This window comes from Shimia sp. (genome assembly GCF_041624275.1).
Classification (GTDB): domain Bacteria; phylum Pseudomonadota; class Alphaproteobacteria; order Rhodobacterales; family Rhodobacteraceae; genus Shimia.
This window is the reverse complement of record NZ_JBFJVE010000054.1, coordinates 1-14,738: the sequence shown is the minus strand read 5'-3', so window position 1 is coordinate 14,738 and position 14,738 is coordinate 1. Positions and strand designations below refer to the sequence as shown.

General features: G+C 63.8%; 16 protein-coding genes and 1 pseudogene. 6 read left to right on the top strand and 11 right to left on the bottom strand.

The window, feature by feature from the left end; genetic code table 11:
* Window positions 1–237, bottom strand: a pseudogene (locus tag ABZD10_RS06245) (chemotaxis protein CheA); the annotation flags it as partial.
* 195 nt (window positions 238–432) lie between these two features.
* Between ABZD10_RS06245 and ABZD10_RS06240 the strand changes: the two are divergent.
* Window positions 433–1,065: a thiamine diphosphokinase gene (locus ABZD10_RS06240; RefSeq protein WP_372885279.1), complete on the top strand. Its 633-nt coding sequence runs from the start codon at window positions 433–435 to the stop codon at window positions 1,063–1,065.
* On the opposite strand, the gene ABZD10_RS06235 is transcribed toward ABZD10_RS06240, so the two are convergent.
* The 6 genes from ABZD10_RS06235 to ABZD10_RS06210 all read right to left on the bottom strand — a co-directional run bounded on the left by ABZD10_RS06235 (window position 1,016) and on the right by ABZD10_RS06210 (window position 7,306).
* Window positions 1,016–1,927 (bottom strand): DMT family transporter, encoded by a 912-nt coding sequence (locus tag ABZD10_RS06235; RefSeq protein ID WP_372885278.1) that lies wholly within the window; start codon window positions 1,925–1,927, stop codon window positions 1,016–1,018. The genes ABZD10_RS06240 and ABZD10_RS06235 overlap by 50 nt on opposite strands.
* A gap of 153 nt (window positions 1,928–2,080) precedes the next feature.
* Window positions 2,081–2,836: an ABC transporter ATP-binding protein gene (locus tag ABZD10_RS06230; protein ID WP_372885277.1), complete on the bottom strand. Its 756-nt coding sequence runs from the start codon at window positions 2,834–2,836 to the stop codon at window positions 2,081–2,083.
* 12 nt (window positions 2,837–2,848) lie between these two features.
* The gene (locus ABZD10_RS06225) at window positions 2,849–3,604 is read right to left on the bottom strand and encodes an ABC transporter ATP-binding protein (protein ID WP_372885276.1); all 756 of its coding nucleotides are present in this window, start codon (window positions 3,602–3,604) and stop codon (window positions 2,849–2,851) included.
* 12 nt (window positions 3,605–3,616) lie between these two features.
* A complete protein-coding gene (locus ABZD10_RS06220) occupies window positions 3,617–4,801 on the bottom strand; it encodes a branched-chain amino acid ABC transporter permease (protein WP_372885275.1) in 1,185 nt (394 codons plus the stop codon).
* Between the two features lie 3 nt (window positions 4,802–4,804).
* Entirely contained in the window at window positions 4,805–5,836 is a 1,032-nt protein-coding gene (locus tag ABZD10_RS06215) for a branched-chain amino acid ABC transporter permease (RefSeq protein WP_372885274.1), read from the bottom strand.
* Window positions 5,837–5,959: 123 nt separating this feature from the next.
* Window positions 5,960–7,306 carry a substrate-binding protein gene (locus ABZD10_RS06210; protein ID WP_372885273.1) on the bottom strand — a complete coding sequence of 449 codons (1,347 nt, stop codon included), beginning with the start codon at window positions 7,304–7,306 and terminating at the stop codon, window positions 5,960–5,962.
* 217 nt (window positions 7,307–7,523) lie between these two features.
* Here ABZD10_RS06210 and ABZD10_RS06205 point away from each other — a divergent pair, with 217 nt between their 5' ends.
* From ABZD10_RS06205 to ABZD10_RS06190, 4 genes are all read left to right on the top strand, one after another.
* The gene (locus ABZD10_RS06205) at window positions 7,524–8,825 is read left to right on the top strand and encodes a helix-turn-helix domain-containing protein (protein ID WP_372885272.1); all 1,302 of its coding nucleotides are present in this window, start codon (window positions 7,524–7,526) and stop codon (window positions 8,823–8,825) included.
* A gap of 71 nt (window positions 8,826–8,896) precedes the next feature.
* Window positions 8,897–9,265 (top strand): response regulator transcription factor, encoded by a 369-nt coding sequence (locus ABZD10_RS06200; protein WP_372885271.1) that lies wholly within the window; start codon window positions 8,897–8,899, stop codon window positions 9,263–9,265.
* Window positions 9,262–9,528: a hypothetical protein gene (locus tag ABZD10_RS06195; RefSeq protein ID WP_372885270.1), complete on the top strand. Its 267-nt coding sequence runs from the start codon at window positions 9,262–9,264 to the stop codon at window positions 9,526–9,528. Before ABZD10_RS06200 ends, ABZD10_RS06195 begins: the two co-directional genes overlap by 4 nt.
* Window positions 9,529–12,213 carry an ATP-binding protein gene (locus ABZD10_RS06190; protein WP_372885269.1) on the top strand — a complete coding sequence of 895 codons (2,685 nt, stop codon included), beginning with the start codon at window positions 9,529–9,531 and terminating at the stop codon, window positions 12,211–12,213.
* 25 nt (window positions 12,214–12,238) lie between these two features.
* On the opposite strand, the gene ABZD10_RS06185 is transcribed toward ABZD10_RS06190, so the two are convergent.
* The 4 genes from ABZD10_RS06185 to ABZD10_RS06170 form a co-directional block, all read right to left on the bottom strand.
* The gene (locus ABZD10_RS06185) at window positions 12,239–12,667 is read right to left on the bottom strand and encodes a TIGR01244 family sulfur transferase (RefSeq protein ID WP_372885268.1); all 429 of its coding nucleotides are present in this window, start codon (window positions 12,665–12,667) and stop codon (window positions 12,239–12,241) included.
* An 11-nt stretch (window positions 12,668–12,678) separates the two neighbouring features.
* Complete coding sequence (locus ABZD10_RS06180; RefSeq protein WP_372885267.1) at window positions 12,679–13,113, bottom strand: DUF6691 family protein; 435 nt, start codon at window positions 13,111–13,113, stop codon at window positions 12,679–12,681.
* Complete coding sequence (locus ABZD10_RS06175; RefSeq protein WP_372885281.1) at window positions 13,113–13,538, bottom strand: YeeE/YedE family protein; 426 nt, start codon at window positions 13,536–13,538, stop codon at window positions 13,113–13,115. Before ABZD10_RS06175 ends, ABZD10_RS06180 begins: the two co-directional genes overlap by 1 nt.
* 81 nt (window positions 13,539–13,619) lie before the next feature.
* Window positions 13,620–14,483, bottom strand: a complete 864-nt coding sequence (locus tag ABZD10_RS06170; protein ID WP_372885266.1) for an MBL fold metallo-hydrolase — start codon at window positions 14,481–14,483, stop codon at window positions 13,620–13,622.
* 93 nt (window positions 14,484–14,576) lie between these two features.
* Here ABZD10_RS06170 and ABZD10_RS06165 point away from each other — a divergent pair.
* Window positions 14,577–14,738, top strand: a 162-nt coding sequence (locus ABZD10_RS06165; RefSeq protein ID WP_372885280.1) for a cbb3-type cytochrome c oxidase subunit I, incomplete at its 3' end; no start/stop codon positions are given.

Below are 14,738 nucleotides of genomic sequence, written 5' to 3'. Positions count from 1 at the left end.
GATGGCGCCATGTTCGGTGCGTGCCTGGACCCGGCGTTCGATCTCGCGTTCGGCGATGCGGGCCAGCATCTCGGCATCGGGGGTCGGGGGCTCGGCGCCGAAATACCTGTCATCGGCCGCCAGATCGCGGAAATACTCGGCGATCGCCTTCATGGTCTCAAACGACTCTTCAAAGCCTTCAAGGGTGCAGGAGAATGTCCCGTAAGAGACCGTCAAAACTTTGTTATTGGTAACCATAATTGCGGGTCCTTTGCACTACTCGGCGTTCGGTTTACCACGGGAGACAAGACAAAAGCTGACCGATTCTGTGAAAGTCAGCGTATCATTTGGTGGCCGAAATGTGGCGGATTTCCCGAAACGGCCGGATCGAGGGCGCAAATGGCGGGAATTGTTCACAGTTTGGAACCAGTCACGCTGGTCGGCGGGGGATTGGTGCAAGACGGTGATCTGGACGCCTGTCTCACGTTGGCGCCAAGGCTGGTGGCGGCGGACGGTGGCGCCGCCCATTGCCTGGCCCGAGGGATCCTGCCCGAGGCGGTGATCGGCGACATGGATTCCTGCCCGGACGCGGTGTTGCAGGGGATCCCGCCCGGGCGCGTCCATGCGATCGCCGAGCAGGACAGCACCGATTTCGACAAGGCGCTGCGCAACATCGACGCGCCGCTGGTGCTGGGTCTGGGGTTCACCGGCGCCCGCATCGATCACGAGCTGGCCTGTTACAACGCGCTCTTGCGCCATGCCGACCGGCCCTGTCTGCTGCTCGGGGGCAGCGATCTGGTGTTTCTCGCGCCGCCGGCGATCGAGCTGCCGCTGGCGCCGGGCACGCGGGTCTCGCTGTTTCCGCTGGCCCGGCTGGGCGGGCGTTCGCGCGGGCTGCGCTGGCCGATCGAGGGGCTGAGCTTTGATCCCGCCGGCAGGGTCGGCACCTCGAACGCGGCCGAGGGGCCGCTGGGTCTGGAATTCCCCGAGCCGGGGATGCTGGTGATCCTGCCGCGCCAGTGTCTCGGCGTGGCGGTCAGGGCACTTCTGGCGCCACCTGCCGGCTCATGGTGCGCTCGCGGATAAGCACGTAGAGCCCCGAGGCGATGGTGACGCAGATGCCGATGCTGGCCAGCAGGTTGGGCAGGTCGGAAAAGACCAGCCAGCCGATGAGGGTGGCAAAGGGGATTTCAAGGTATTGCATCGGCGCCAGTGTGGCCGAGGGCGCATAGCGCAGCGACCAGGTCATCAGCAGATGGGCCACCGTGCCCATCACCCCGATCAGCAAAAGCAGGGCGGCGCTGCCGCGGTCGGTGGCGATGATCTGCAGTTCGCCGAAGTCGGCCAGCGCGCCGAGCCCGAGCAGCGGCAGGATCATCGCGCAGGCGATGACGCCGCTGACCGCCTGCAGCGAGATCGGGTCGGTCTCCTTGGCGATCTGGCGGGTGATGAGCATGAACAGCGAAAACACCACCGCCACCACCAGCGGCAGCAGCGCCGGCCAGCCGACGATGGCAAAGCTGGGCTGGATCACCAGCAGGGTGCCGGCGAAACCGACGACGCAGGCCGCCAGCCGGCGCAGGCCGACCTCTTCGCCCAGCACGAAGCGGCCGAGCAGCAGCATCAGGAAGGGCATGACGAAGGCAATGGCGACGGCATCGGCCAGCGGCAGGAAGCGCAGGGCGCTGAACATGGCGCCGATGCCGATGATATGCAGCACCGTGCGCAGCAGCGTGAGGCCGAGAATCCGGCCGCGCATCCGCCAGTGGCGGCGGGTCAGCAGGACGATGGGAAACAGGATCAGCGCCTGCACCGCGAAACGCACCAGCAGGACCTGACCCAGCGGCACCGACTGGCCCAGCAGCTTGGCCACCGCGTCCCCGAGCGGGGCGATGATGCAGAAACACAGCATCAGCATGATGCCGAGAAGGGGGCGGTCCTGGGCCATGGCAAAAAGCTAGGCCGAATGATGCCACCGCGCAATCGCCGCAGAGGCCGGTTTCCGTAAGGGAAAGCGGGCCGAAAAAAGAGGGCCGGTACAAAGACCGGCCCGTGAGGAAATGAGCCCGGCCGATAATAATGGCCGGGCATCGGGGAAGCTTCAGATCGCCAGATATTCGGCGCGCAGCTCTTCGTTCTGCAGCACCTCTTCGGCAGAGCCATCAAAGACGATGCCGCCGGTGTCGAGGATCACCGCGCGGTCGGCCAGTTCCAGCGCCCGCACCGCGTTCTGCTCGACGATGATGGTGGTCATGCCCTGTTCCTTGATGATCCGCAGGTTGCGCTCGATCTCGTCGACGATGACCGGCGCCAGCCCTTCATAGGGTTCGTCCAGGAGCAGCACCTTGATGTCGCGCGACAGGGCGCGGGCGATGGCCAGCATCTGCTGCTCGCCGCCCGACAGGGTCACGCCCTCTTGTTTGCGGCGCTCGCCGAGGCGCGGGAACAGCTCGTACAGGCGTTCGATCGACCAGCCGATGGGCGGAGCGATCTGGGCCAGCTGGATGTTCTCCTCGACGGTCAGCCCGGGGATGATGCAGCGGTCTTCGGGCACCAGCCCGATGCCCGCCGCCGCCGCCTCGTGGCTTTTCATCAGGTGCAGCGGCTTGTGGTCGAGCCAGATCTCGCCATGGGTGACCTGCGGGCTGTCCATGCGGGCGATCGAGCGCAGGGTCGAGGTCTTGCCGGCACCGTTGCGGCCCAGAAGCGCCAGGATTTCACCCTCGTGCACGTTGAACGAGATGTTCTGCACGATATAGCTTTCGCCGTAGTAGCTTTCCATGTTCCAGACCGACAGGAAGGCGGGGGCGGTCTCGGCGTGGCTGTGGCCCTTGGAGAAGTCGGGTTTTACGTTCATCTGATCTCTCCCTTATGCCGTTTCGCCAAGATACGCTTCGCGCACCTTGGGATGGCCCTTGATGTTTTCCGGCGTGTCCTCGACCAGCGGCGTGCCCTGGGCGAGAACCGTGATCCGCTCGGCCAGCGAGAACACCACATGCATGTCGTGCTCGATGATGGCGATGGTGATGTCGCGCTCGTCCTTGATCTGCTTCAAGAGGTCGATGGTGTTGTTGGTGTCGGCCCGCGCCATGCCGGCGGTGGGTTCGTCCAGCAAGAGCAGCCGCGGTTCCTGAGCCAGGCACATGGCGATCTCGAGGCGGCGCTTGTCCCCCCGCGACATCGAGGCCGAATGCATGTGGCGCTTGTCGGCCATGTTCATGTCTTCCAGCATCGTCTCGGCCTTTTCGACGATATCCTTCTCTTTCAGCATGTTTTCGATCGCATGCATCCGGAAGGCCCCGTCGCGTTTGGCGAAACAGGGGATCATCATGTTTTCCAGCACGCTCAGATCGCCGAAGATCTCGGGGGTCTGGAAGACGCGGGAAATGCCCATCTGGTTGATTTCATAGGGCGTGCGGCCCAGCACCGACTGGCCGTCGAACATCACCGATCCGGTATCGGGGATCAGCTTGCCGACGAGGCAGTTGAGCAGGGTCGATTTGCCGGCACCGTTGGGGCCGATGATCGCGTGCACGGTGTTCTCGGCCACGCTGAGGTTGACATCCCCGAGGGCCTGAAGGCCACCGAACCGTTTGCCAACGTCTTTGATTTCAAGAATTCCCATCAGTGGTTCTCCTTATTCTGCCGGTTCGGTGGTTGCGGTTTCGGCTTTGTCCTTCTTGCCCGCGATCAGCTGGCGAATGCGTTGACCGCCTTCGACAAGACCACCCGGCAGGAAGATCACGACCAGCATGAACAGGATGCCCAGGGTCAGGTGCCAGCCCTTGCCGATGAAGGGGTGGATGATGAAGACGACGAAGTCTTCGAGACCATCGGGCAGGAAGCTGAACCAGCCGTGCAGGACGTTGTCGTTGATCTTCGAGAAGATGTTCTCGAAATACTTGATGAAGCCAGCGCCCAGAACCGGACCGATCAGGGTGCCGGTGCCGCCGAGGATGGTCATCAGGACGACCTCACCCGACGCGGTCCACTGCATGCGCTCGGCGCCTGCCAGCGGGTCCATCGAGGCCATCAGGCCACCGGCCAGACCGGCGTACATGCCCGAGATCACGAACACGGCCAGCGCATAGGGCTTGGGGTTGAGGCCGGTAAAGCTCATCCGGGTGTTGTTCGACTTGATGGCGCGCAGCATCAGGCCGAAGGGCGAGCGGAAGATGCGGATCGAGAGATAGAAGACCAGCATCAGGATCACGGCGCAGAAGTAATAGCCGTTGTTGAAGGTGAACTCCCATGCGCCGACCGACAGTTTGGCCGAGTCGTTCATCACGATGCCGAACAGGTGCGGGCTGGTGGCTTCGTTGGCGCCCAGCATGACCTGCGGGTCGTTGGTATAGACCTGAAGACCGGTTTCACCGTTGGTGATCGGCGTCAGCACCGAATAGGCCAGGTTGAACGACATCTGGGCAAAGGCCAGGGTCAGGATCGAGAAGTAGATGCCCGAGCGGCGCAGGCTGACGAAGCCGATCAGCAGGGCGAAGATGCCCGAGGTGACGATCGCCAGCGGCAGGCCCCAGATCACGTTGTAATCCAGAAGCTTGTACATCCAGACCACCGAGTAGGAGCCGATGCCCAGGAAGGCCGCATGGCCGAAGGACAGGTAGCCGGTGAGGCCGAACAGCAGGTTGAAGCCGATGGCAAAGATGCCGAAGATCACAAAGCGCTGCATCAGGTCGGGATAGCCGGCGTTGAATTGCGCCAGACCGCTGTCACTGGGGAAAGGGTTGAGAATGAATGGCGCAAACAGGGTCAGGATGGCCACGATGATCAGAAGAGTTGTGTCTTGTTTGTTCAGTCCGAGCATGGCTTATTCCTCCATCACGCCTTTGCGACCCATGAGACCACGGGGACGGGTAAGCAGAATGATGATTGCGACGACGTAGATGATGATCTGGTCGATACCGGGGATCAGCGACTTGATTTCGTTCATCGAGGCAAAGCTTTCGAGAACGCCCAGCAGGAAGCCGGCCAGAACCGCGCCGGGCAGCGAGCCCATGCCGCCGACGACCACCACCACGAAGCTCAGCACCAGGAAGTCCATGCCCATGTGGTAGTTGGGCGAGTTGATCGGTGCGTACATGACACCGGCAAGGCCGGCCACGGCCGCCGCGACGCCGAACATGATGGTAAAGCGCTTGTCGATGTTGATGCCCAGCAGGCCCACGGTCTCGCGGTCGGCCATGCCGGCGCGCACCACCATGCCGAAGGTGGTGAACTGCAGGAAGGCGAAGACCGCACCGATGACCACCGCCGAGAAGAAGAAATAGACCAGGCGCCAGTAGGGGTAGATGATGACGTTCGGGTCAAAGCCCAGCATGGTGCCGAAATCGAAGGATCCTTTGAAAGCGTCGGGCGCCGGCGTGGGGATCGGGTTGGCGCCGTAGAAATACTTGATCACCTCCTGCAGGACGATGGCCAGACCGAAGGTCACCAGGATCTGGTCGGCATGTTCGCGCTTGTAGAAGTGCTTGATGAGACCGCGCTCCATGATGAAGCCGATGCCGATCATGATCGGGATCGAGAACAGGATCGCCAGTGGCACCGACCAGTCGATGATCGCGGCGCCGACCTCGGGGCCGAACCAGCTTTCGACATAGGGGGTCTTGACCTTCAGCGGGTTGCCCAGAAAGTCCTTCTGGGTCTCGTCGAGGGTGATGAAGCTGAGATTCAGCAGCTTGCTGAGGGTAACGGCGCAGAAGGCGCCGATCATGAACAGCGCGCCATGGGCGAAGTTCACCACGCCCAGCGTGCCGAAAATGAGTGTTAGTCCCAGCGCGATCAGCGCATAGGCCGAGCCTTTGTCAAGGCCGTTCAGGATCTGCAGGATAATTGCGTCCATGGTCCCCACCTTTGGTATTCGTTTGGAAGCTTTCCCTGGTCCGTTTCGCGCAGCGACCTCGTCGCTCGGCCGGGAAAGAAGAATCCGGCCGCACCCGAGGGCGCGGCCGGTGGTGTCAAAGGCTTAGGCGCCTGCGTTGCACGAACCCAGTTCGCCGCCGGCGAACATCGGGTGATCCGGAGCGTACTCGACCTGCGCACGCGGGGTCACCTCGAGGATCTCCAGCGTGTCGTATTCATTGGTCGGGTTGTCCTTGCCGCGCATCACCAGCACGTCCTTGAAGCACTGGTGGTCGTCGGCGCGATAGAGGGTCGGACCGTTGCCGAGGCCGTCGAACTCGAAGCCTTCCAGCGCTTCGACGACACCGCAGGGGTTGAAGGTACCGGCGCGTTCGCAGGCGTCTGCATAGAGCAGGGTCTGCACGTAGCAGGTGTGGGCCGAGTTGGACGGCGGACGGCCGTATTTCTCCCCGAAGGATTTCACGAAGGCTTTCGAGCCCTCATCCTGCAGCTGCCAGTTCCAGTTCATCGAACCGATCACGCCCTGCACGTTCTCGCCGGCACCCGCCGCCATCAGCTCCGAGTAGAGCGGAACCACGATTTCGAAGTTCTTGCCGTTGACGACCTTGTCGCGCAGGCCGAACTGGATGGCGTTGGTCAGCGAGTTGACCATGTTGCCGCCGTAGTGGTTCAGAACCAGCACGTCCGCACCCGAGTTCAGGACCGGGGCGATATAGGACGAGAAGTCGGTCGAGGCCAGCGGGGTCAGCACGTTGTTGACGGTGTTCCAGCCCATGGCTTCGGTGGCCGCCTGGATCGATTCCTGCTGGGTCCAGCCCCAGGTGTAGTCGGCGGTCAGGTGATAGGCGTTACGGTCTTTGCCATAGGCATTTGCCAGCACCGGCGCCAGCGCCGCACCCGACATGTAACCGTTGAAGAAGTGACGGAAGCCGTTGGCTTTCTTGTCTTTGCCTGTGGTGTCGTTCGAGTGGGTCAGACCGGCCATGAAGATCACGCCCGCGTCCTGGCACAGGCCCTGGACCGCGATCGCCACGCCCGAGGACGAGCCGCCGTTGATCATGATGGCGCCGTCTTTTTCGATCATCGACTTGGCCGATGCGCGTGCCGCGTCCGATTTGGTCTGGGTGTCGCCGGTCACAAAGGTGACCTTTTTGCCCAGAATGCCGTTGCCCTTCAGCGCCTTGGAGCTGAAGGTGTTGAGCATGCCGCCGTCACCTTCGCCGTTCAGGTGCTGAACCGCCAGTTCCTGCGCGCGCAGCTCGTCCAGACCCTCATCCGCGTAGGGGCCCGTCTGCGGCACGTTGAAGCCGAGGGTCACCGTTCCGCCGGTGGGCTCATTGGTGTAGGCCGCAGCGGAAGACGCAGTAAAGATGGTCGGCAGCGCAACGCCGGCGCCTGCCACGGCTCCGGTCTTCAGCACGCCGCGACGTGTCATAGTGGTTTTGGACATGTAATCCTCCCGTTTGGTGTCAATGGCGCGGGCTCCTCTTCCACGCGCCAAAATGCACAAATGTGCAAATTCATTATCGTGATGGATCGGAAAATTTCGCAACAACTGCTTTCAAAGTAACAATTTTTTTGTAAAAATATCGACAGTGTTGCGGGTATGGTTGTAAATAAATTATTCTGCGACGCGGAAAGCCATTGAAAAGCACAAGGAAAAGCAGATGTCGCGCGACACTTTGACCGGCAGCCGGATTCGCGAGCGTCGGGGCATGGCGGGGATGCGTCAGGCCGATCTGGCAAGGCAGGTCGGCATCTCGGCCTCCTATCTCAATCTGATCGAGCACAACCGGCGCAGAATCGGCGGCAAGCTGCTGGTCGACATCGCCACCGAGCTCGGGGTCGAGCCCTCGCTGCTGTCGGAGGGCGCCGAGGCGGCGCTGATCTCGACCCTGCGCGAGGCGGCCGCCGCGGCGGGGGCCTCGGTGCGGCCCGAGCTTGACCGGATCGACGATTTCGCCGGCCGCTTTCCGGGCTGGGCCGAGCTGATCGCCGATGCCCACCGCCGCATCGGCACCCTGGAGCGCACCGTGGCGACGCTGACCGACCGGCTGACCCATGATCCGCATCTGGCTACCTCGGTGCATGAAATGCTGACCATGGTGACGGCGATCCGCTCGACCGCCGGGATTCTCGCCGACACCCGTGAAATCGAACCGGAATGGCGCAACCGGTTCCATCGCAACATCAACGAGGACAGCCAGCGGCTGGCCGACAGCACGCAGCGGCTGGTCAGCTATCTCGACGGTGCCGGCGACGCCGATGCCTCTTTGACCTCGCCGATGGAAGAGGTGGAGCGGATGCTGGCGGATCACGATTACGCCATTCCCGGTCTCGAGGCGGCCGAGGCGGATCTCGAGGGGTTCGTCGCGCTGCAGCCGCAGCTGACGACCAAGGCCGCGCGCGAGGCGGCGCTGAACGCGCTGCGGCAATTGCGGTCGGACGCGCGCAGTATGCCGCGCGACGAGGTTGCCGAGGCGCTGGAGCGCCACGGCATGGACCCCTCGGCGCTGGCGCGGCGTTTCCGGGTCTCGATGGCCGTGGTATTTCGCCGCATCGCGATCCTGTCGGACGACCTGTTGCCGGATCCGATCGGGCTGGTGATGTGCGACGGCTCCGGCACGCTGATGCTGCGCAAGCCGGTCGAGGGCTTCCCGCTGCCGCAGTTCAGCGCCGCCTGTCCAAAATGGCCGCTGTTCCAGGCCCTGACCCGGCCGCTACAGCCCATTCTGCGCGCTGTCGAGGTCACCGGGCGCGAGGCACGGCAGTTTCACTGCTATGCGATCTCGGAAACCGTGGGCACGGTGGAGTTCAACAGGGATCCGCTGTATCGGGCGTTCATGATGGTGGTGCCGGTGGCGGTGCCGCTGGACAACCCGCGCCACGTCGGTTCGACCTGCCGCGTCTGCCCCAGCAGCGACTGCGCCGGACGCCGCGAGCCGTCGATCCTGGTGGACGGGATTTGACTTGGCATTTCGGCGCAGAAGGATAAGATCGGCGAGGCGCGAGGGAAACGCGTGCCGGGGAGGGGTACTGAATGGGGAAACGAGTTCTTCTCATCGAGGATGAACCAAACATTATCGAGGCAATCAGTTTCATCCTGTCCCGTGACGGCTGGCAGGTGTCGACTCATTCGAACGGCCATGATGCCGTCGGCGTGGTACAGGACAAGACGCCGGATCTTCTGATTCTTGACGTAATGCTGCCGGGCAAAAGCGGCTATGACATCCTGCGCGAACTGCGTGACGAGGACCGCACCGCCAACCTGCCGGTGCTGATGCTGACGGCGCGCGGTCAGACCCGCGACCGCGAGATGGCCGAGCACGCCGGCGCCAGCCGTTTCATGACCAAGCCGTTTTCCAATGCCGAGGTGCTCGAGGTGGTGCGCGAGCTTGTCGCCTCGTGACAGAGCGCCGCTCGCCCCTGTTCCTCGAGCGGCAGAGCTATCGTCGCCGCCGGCTGACCGACCTGACCCGCATGCTGCCCGTGATCGGCGCCCTGCTTTGGTCGGTGCCGCTGTTGTGGCCCTCGGGCGGTGACAACAGCCCGCGCAGTTCGGTCGCCATCGTCTATCTGTTCGGGGTCTGGCTGGGCATGGTGCTGCTGGGGGCGCTGATGGCCTGGCTGCTGAAACGCGCCGATCCTCCGGGGCCCGGAAGGGACGGCTGAATGGCGACGCTGAACATTCTGGTCGCGGTCTGCCTGATCTATGTGGCCTTCCTGTTCGCGATCGCCTTTGCCGCCGAACGGGCGGCCAATCACGGCCATGTCAAATGGCTGCATTCGCCGGCGATCTACACGCTGTCGCTGTCGATCTACTGCACCGCCTGGACCTTCTACGGCGCCGTCGGCTACGCGGCGCGCTCGGGGCTGGAGTATCTGACCATCTATATCGGCCCCAGCCTGGTGATGATCGGCTGGTGGTGGATCCTGCGCAAGCTGGTGCGCATCGGCCGCAGCCAGCGTGTCACCTCGATCGCCGACCTGATCTCGTCGCGCTACGGCAAGTCGAACCTGCTGGCGGTGGGGGTGACGATCCTCGCGGTGATCGGCACCACGCCCTATATCGCGTTGCAACTGCAATCAGTGACGCTGAGTTTCGCGGTGTTCAGCGCCCCCGAAGACCCCTCGGGGCTGCTGCCCTACAATGATTCCACCGCGCTCCTGGTGGCCATGGGGCTGGCCCTGTTCACGATCATTTTCGGCACCCGCAACCTGGATGTGAACGAACGCCACCACGGGGTGGTGATCGCCATCTCGGTCGAGGCCATCGTCAAGCTGTTCGCGCTGACCGCCGTCGGCGCCTTCGTGGTCTGGGGGGTGGGCGGCGGCCTGGCCGAAACCCTGCAGCGCATCGACGCCTCGGAGATGGGGCGATGGCAGATGCGCGGCGATCGCTGGGCGGCGCTGATCTTTCTTTCGGCGGCGGCCTTCCTGTGCCTGCCGCGGATGTTCCAGGTGATGGTGGTGGAAAACGACCACGAAAGCCATCTGCGCACCGCCTCGTGGGCCTTTCCGGCCTATCTGATGGTGATGAGCCTGTTCGTGGTGCCGATCGCGGTGCTGGGGCTGGACCTGCTGCCCAAGGGGGCCAACCCCGACCTCTTCGTGCTGACCCTGCCGCTGGCCACCGGCAACGATGGGCTGGCGATGCTGTCGTTTCTGGGCGGGTTTTCCTCGGCCACCTCGATGGTGATCGTCGCCGCGCTGGCGCTGTCGACCATGGTCTCGAACCATATCGTGATGCCGATCTGGCTGACCCTGACCGGCGGCGGCGCCAAGATGTCGGGCGATGTCCGCCATGTGGTGATCCTGTCGCGGCGGCTGTCGATCGGCGGCGTCGTGCTGCTGGGCTATCTCTATTTCAGGCTCTCGGGCGGCGGATCGGCGCTGGCCGCGATCGGGCTGATCTCATTTGCCGGGGTGGCGCAGTTCCTGCCGGTGCTGCTGGGCGGCATCTTCTGGCGCGGCGCGACCCGGAGCGGCGCCTTTGCCGGGCTCAGCGTCGGTTTCCTGGTCTGGGCCTATGCGCTGTTGCTGCCCAGTTTCGGCACCGGAACCCTGATTTCCGAAAGCGTCATGCTGAACGGGCCCATGGGGCTGAGCTGGCTGCGTCCGCAGGCGTTTTTCGGCATCGAGGGCATGGATCCGCTGGTGCATGCGGTGCTGTGGTCGATCTCGCTGAATGCGCTGGTGTTCTTTCTTGCCTCGCTGGTCGATTTCCCGTCGCCGCTCGAGCGGTTGCAGGGGGCGCAGTTCGTCAACGTGTTCGAGCATTCCAGCCGGCCGCAGAGCTGGAGCGGCAACATGGCCCAGAGCGAGGACCTGATGATCATGGCGCAGCGCATCCTTGGCGGGCAGGAGGCGCAGAGCCTGTTCGAGGCCGAGGCCCAGAGGCAGGGGATGACCGGCTATCTGCCGGTGCCGAGCCCCGATTTCCTGCAGGTTCTGGAGCGCGCCCTGTCGGGGTCGGTGGGCGGTGCCACGGCGCATGCGATGATCGGCCAGATCGTCGGCGGCGCCTCGGTCTCGGTCGAGGACCTGATGGCGGTGGCCGACGAGACGGCGCAGATGATGGAATATTCCAGCAAGCTCGAGGCCAAATCCGAGGAACAGGCGCGCACGGCGCGGCAATTGCATCAGGTGAACGAGAAGCTGACCCAGATCTCGGTCCAGAAGGATGCCTTTCTCGGCCAGGTCAGCCACGAGCTGCGCACCCCGATGACCTCGATCCGGGCCTTTTCCGAGATCCTGCGCGACAGCGACCGGCTGAGCGCCGCCGAAAAGGTGAAATATTCCTCGATCATCCATGACGAGGCGGTGCGGCTGACCCGGCTGCTGGATGATCTTCTTGACCTCAGCGTGCTGGAAAGCGGTCAGGTCAACCTCAATATCCAGACCGGGCGGCTGTCGGAGGTGCTGGAGCATTCCGTGGCTGCGGCCCTGACCGGCGCCGGCGACGGCAAGCTGGTGGTGCGGCGCCAGAAGGGGCGCGAGGCGGTGACGCTTTGCACCGATCTCGACCGGCTCAGCCAGGTGTTCATCAACCTCATCAGCAACGCCCGCAAATACTGCGATGCCGAGGCGCCAGAGCTGGAGATTTCCGTGATCCGCAACCAGGATCGGGTGGTGGTCGATTTCACCGACAACGGATCGGGGATCAGCGAACAGGACCAGGCGGTGATCTTCGAGAAATTCGCCCGCGTCAGCGAGATGAAAGCCGGTGGCGCCGGGCTCGGGCTGGCGATCTGCCGCGAGATCATGGCGCGCCTCGACGGGTCGGTGACCTATCTGCCGGGGCAGGGGGGCACCGCCTTCCGGGTCAGCCTGCCGGTGTCGCTGGCCGACGCCTGAGCGGCGGTGCCGGTGTCAAGGGCGGTCAGCCGCCGGCGCTGACGGCATCGAGACGCGGGCGCAGGGCGGCAAGGTCGTATCCGGCCGCGGCGGCGGCCTGCAACACCGTTTCGGCACCGAGATCGGCGGCATGGCCAAGGCACCAGATCACGGTCGAGCGGGTGCCCGAGGCGCAATAGGCCAGAACCTTGCTGTCTTCCAGGTCCAGCGCCCGGCGCTGTTCGGCCTGGCGCTCGGCGGTCATGGTGTCATGGGTCAGCGGGTTGACCACGAACGCCAGCCCCGCCGCGCGCACCGCGGCGCCGATCGCCTCGGCCTGATGCGTCGGCGGCACCTCGGCATCGGGGCGATTGCAGATCACATGGGTAAAACCGGCCTCGGCCAGCGTCGGCACGTCCGCCGCGGAGATCTGCGGAGAGACGAAATAGCGGGGGGTCACCTGACGAAGTTCCATGGTCTATCCCGTTACCCTGCGGGCAGGGCCTTGTCCAGCCGCGCGCGCACCCGCGGCGCCGCGAACATGCCGGCCAGCATGGCGGCGAAGAACAGCCAGTGCGGCCAGCCGCCATAGCTGAGCGAGGCCACCGAGGGGCCGGGGCAGAGGCCGGCCAGCCCCCAGCCGGCGCCGAACAGGGTCGAGCCGAGCACCAGGTTGCGCCCCAGGCGCGGCTCGGAGCGGGTCGGGAAGCTGCCGCCGACCAGCGGCGCGCGGCCCCGTGTCAGCGCCCAGGCCAGGGCCATGGGCAGGATCGCGCCGCCCATCACGAAGGCCAGCGTCGGATCCCAGTCGCCGAAGACGTCGAGCCAGCCCTGGACCTTGGCGGTGTCGGTCATCCCCGAGACGAAAAGCCCGGCGCCGAACAGGCCGCCGGCGAGAAAGGCAAAGGCAAGGCGCTGCATCAGATCACCTCCAGCGCGTGGCGCAGCAGGGCGACGGTGACGCCGCCGGCAAGAATGTAGAACACGGTGGCGACGATGCCGCGCAGCGACAGGCGCGAGATGCCGCAGACCCCGTGCCCCGAGGTGCAGCCATTGGCCAGCCGGGTGCCGATGCCGACCAGAAGCCCGGCCAGGACCAGCACCGCGACATTGGTGCTGGCATGGGTCTCGAAGGGGCGATAGAGCGGTTTCAGCAGGATCGGCAGCAGCACCACCCCGGCCAGAAAGGCCAGCCTTTCGGCTGCCGAGCCGCGCCCGCTGCCGTCGACGAGGCCGCCGATGATGCCGCTGGCGCCCATGATGCGCCCGTTGGCCAGAAGATAGACCGCACCGCCGGTGCCGATGATAAGCCCGCCGACCAGACCCCAGATCCAGTCGAGCGGAATCGCGTTCCACATGACGTTTCCTTTCTTGTCCTTTTCCTGCTGCAAGCGCCCTGTTCGCGGCGGGCCGCCCCGGTGACGGGGCTACAGCTTGTTGACAGGCACTTTCAGAAACACGTCGCCCTTGTCGTCGGGCTCGGGCATGTTTCCTGCCCTCATATTGACCTGCAACGAGGGGATGATCAACTTGGGCATGGCCAGCGTCGCGTCGCGGGCATCGCGCATCTGCACGAAAGCCTCCTGCGGCTGGTTGTTGCCGACATGGACGTTCTGCGCCTTCTGCGCCGCCACCGTGGTTTCCCAGGCGAATTCGTCGCGCCCCGGTGCCTTGTAGTCATGGCCGACAAAGATCCGCGTGTCGTCGGGCAGGGCCAGAATGCGCTGGATCGACTGGTAGAGCATGGCCGACGACCCGCCGGGAAAATCGCAGCGCGCGGTGCCGAAATCGGGCATGAACAGCGTGTCGCCGACGAAGGCGGCATCGCCGATCACATAGGTCAGGCAGGCCGGGGTGTGGCCCGGCGTATGCATCACGTCGCAGCGCATCTGGCCGATCATCAGCGCGTCGCCGTCGCCGAACAGCCGGTCGAACTGCGAGCCGTCGCGCTGGAACTCGGTGCCCTCGTTGAAGACCTTGCCGAAGGTGTCCTGCACCAGCGTGATGTTGCGGCCGATGCCGATCTTGCCGCCCAGCTGCTGTTGCAGATAGGGGGCGGCCGACAGGTGATCGGCGTGGACATGGCTTTCCAGCAGCCATTCCGGGGTCAGGCCACGGTCGCGCACATGGGCGATGATCGCATCGGCCGACCGGGTATCGGTGCGCCCCGAGGCAAAGTCGAAATCCAGCACGCTGTCGATGATCGCGCAGGCCGTGCCCTGCGGGTCGCGGACGACATAGGAAATCGTGTTGGTGGCGTCGTCGAAGAATGCAGTGACATCCGGTTTCATCTGATCTCCTCCCGTTTCCCCTTAACATATAAAGAAACGGGCATATGTTGCAAGTCTTGTGGGTGATTGATATAAGTCAAGGCCGTTTTCGGAATTATATGTGGTATAAACCTTTGGTTTTCAATTTTTATAGGTTCAAATTTAAATAATACTTTTAGTATTTCTATATTTTTGTTAATATTTTTTGGAGTAAACTTAACTTTCTTTCCTATACATTTTTTAGGATTACAAGGAATACCTCGACGTTATAGAGAT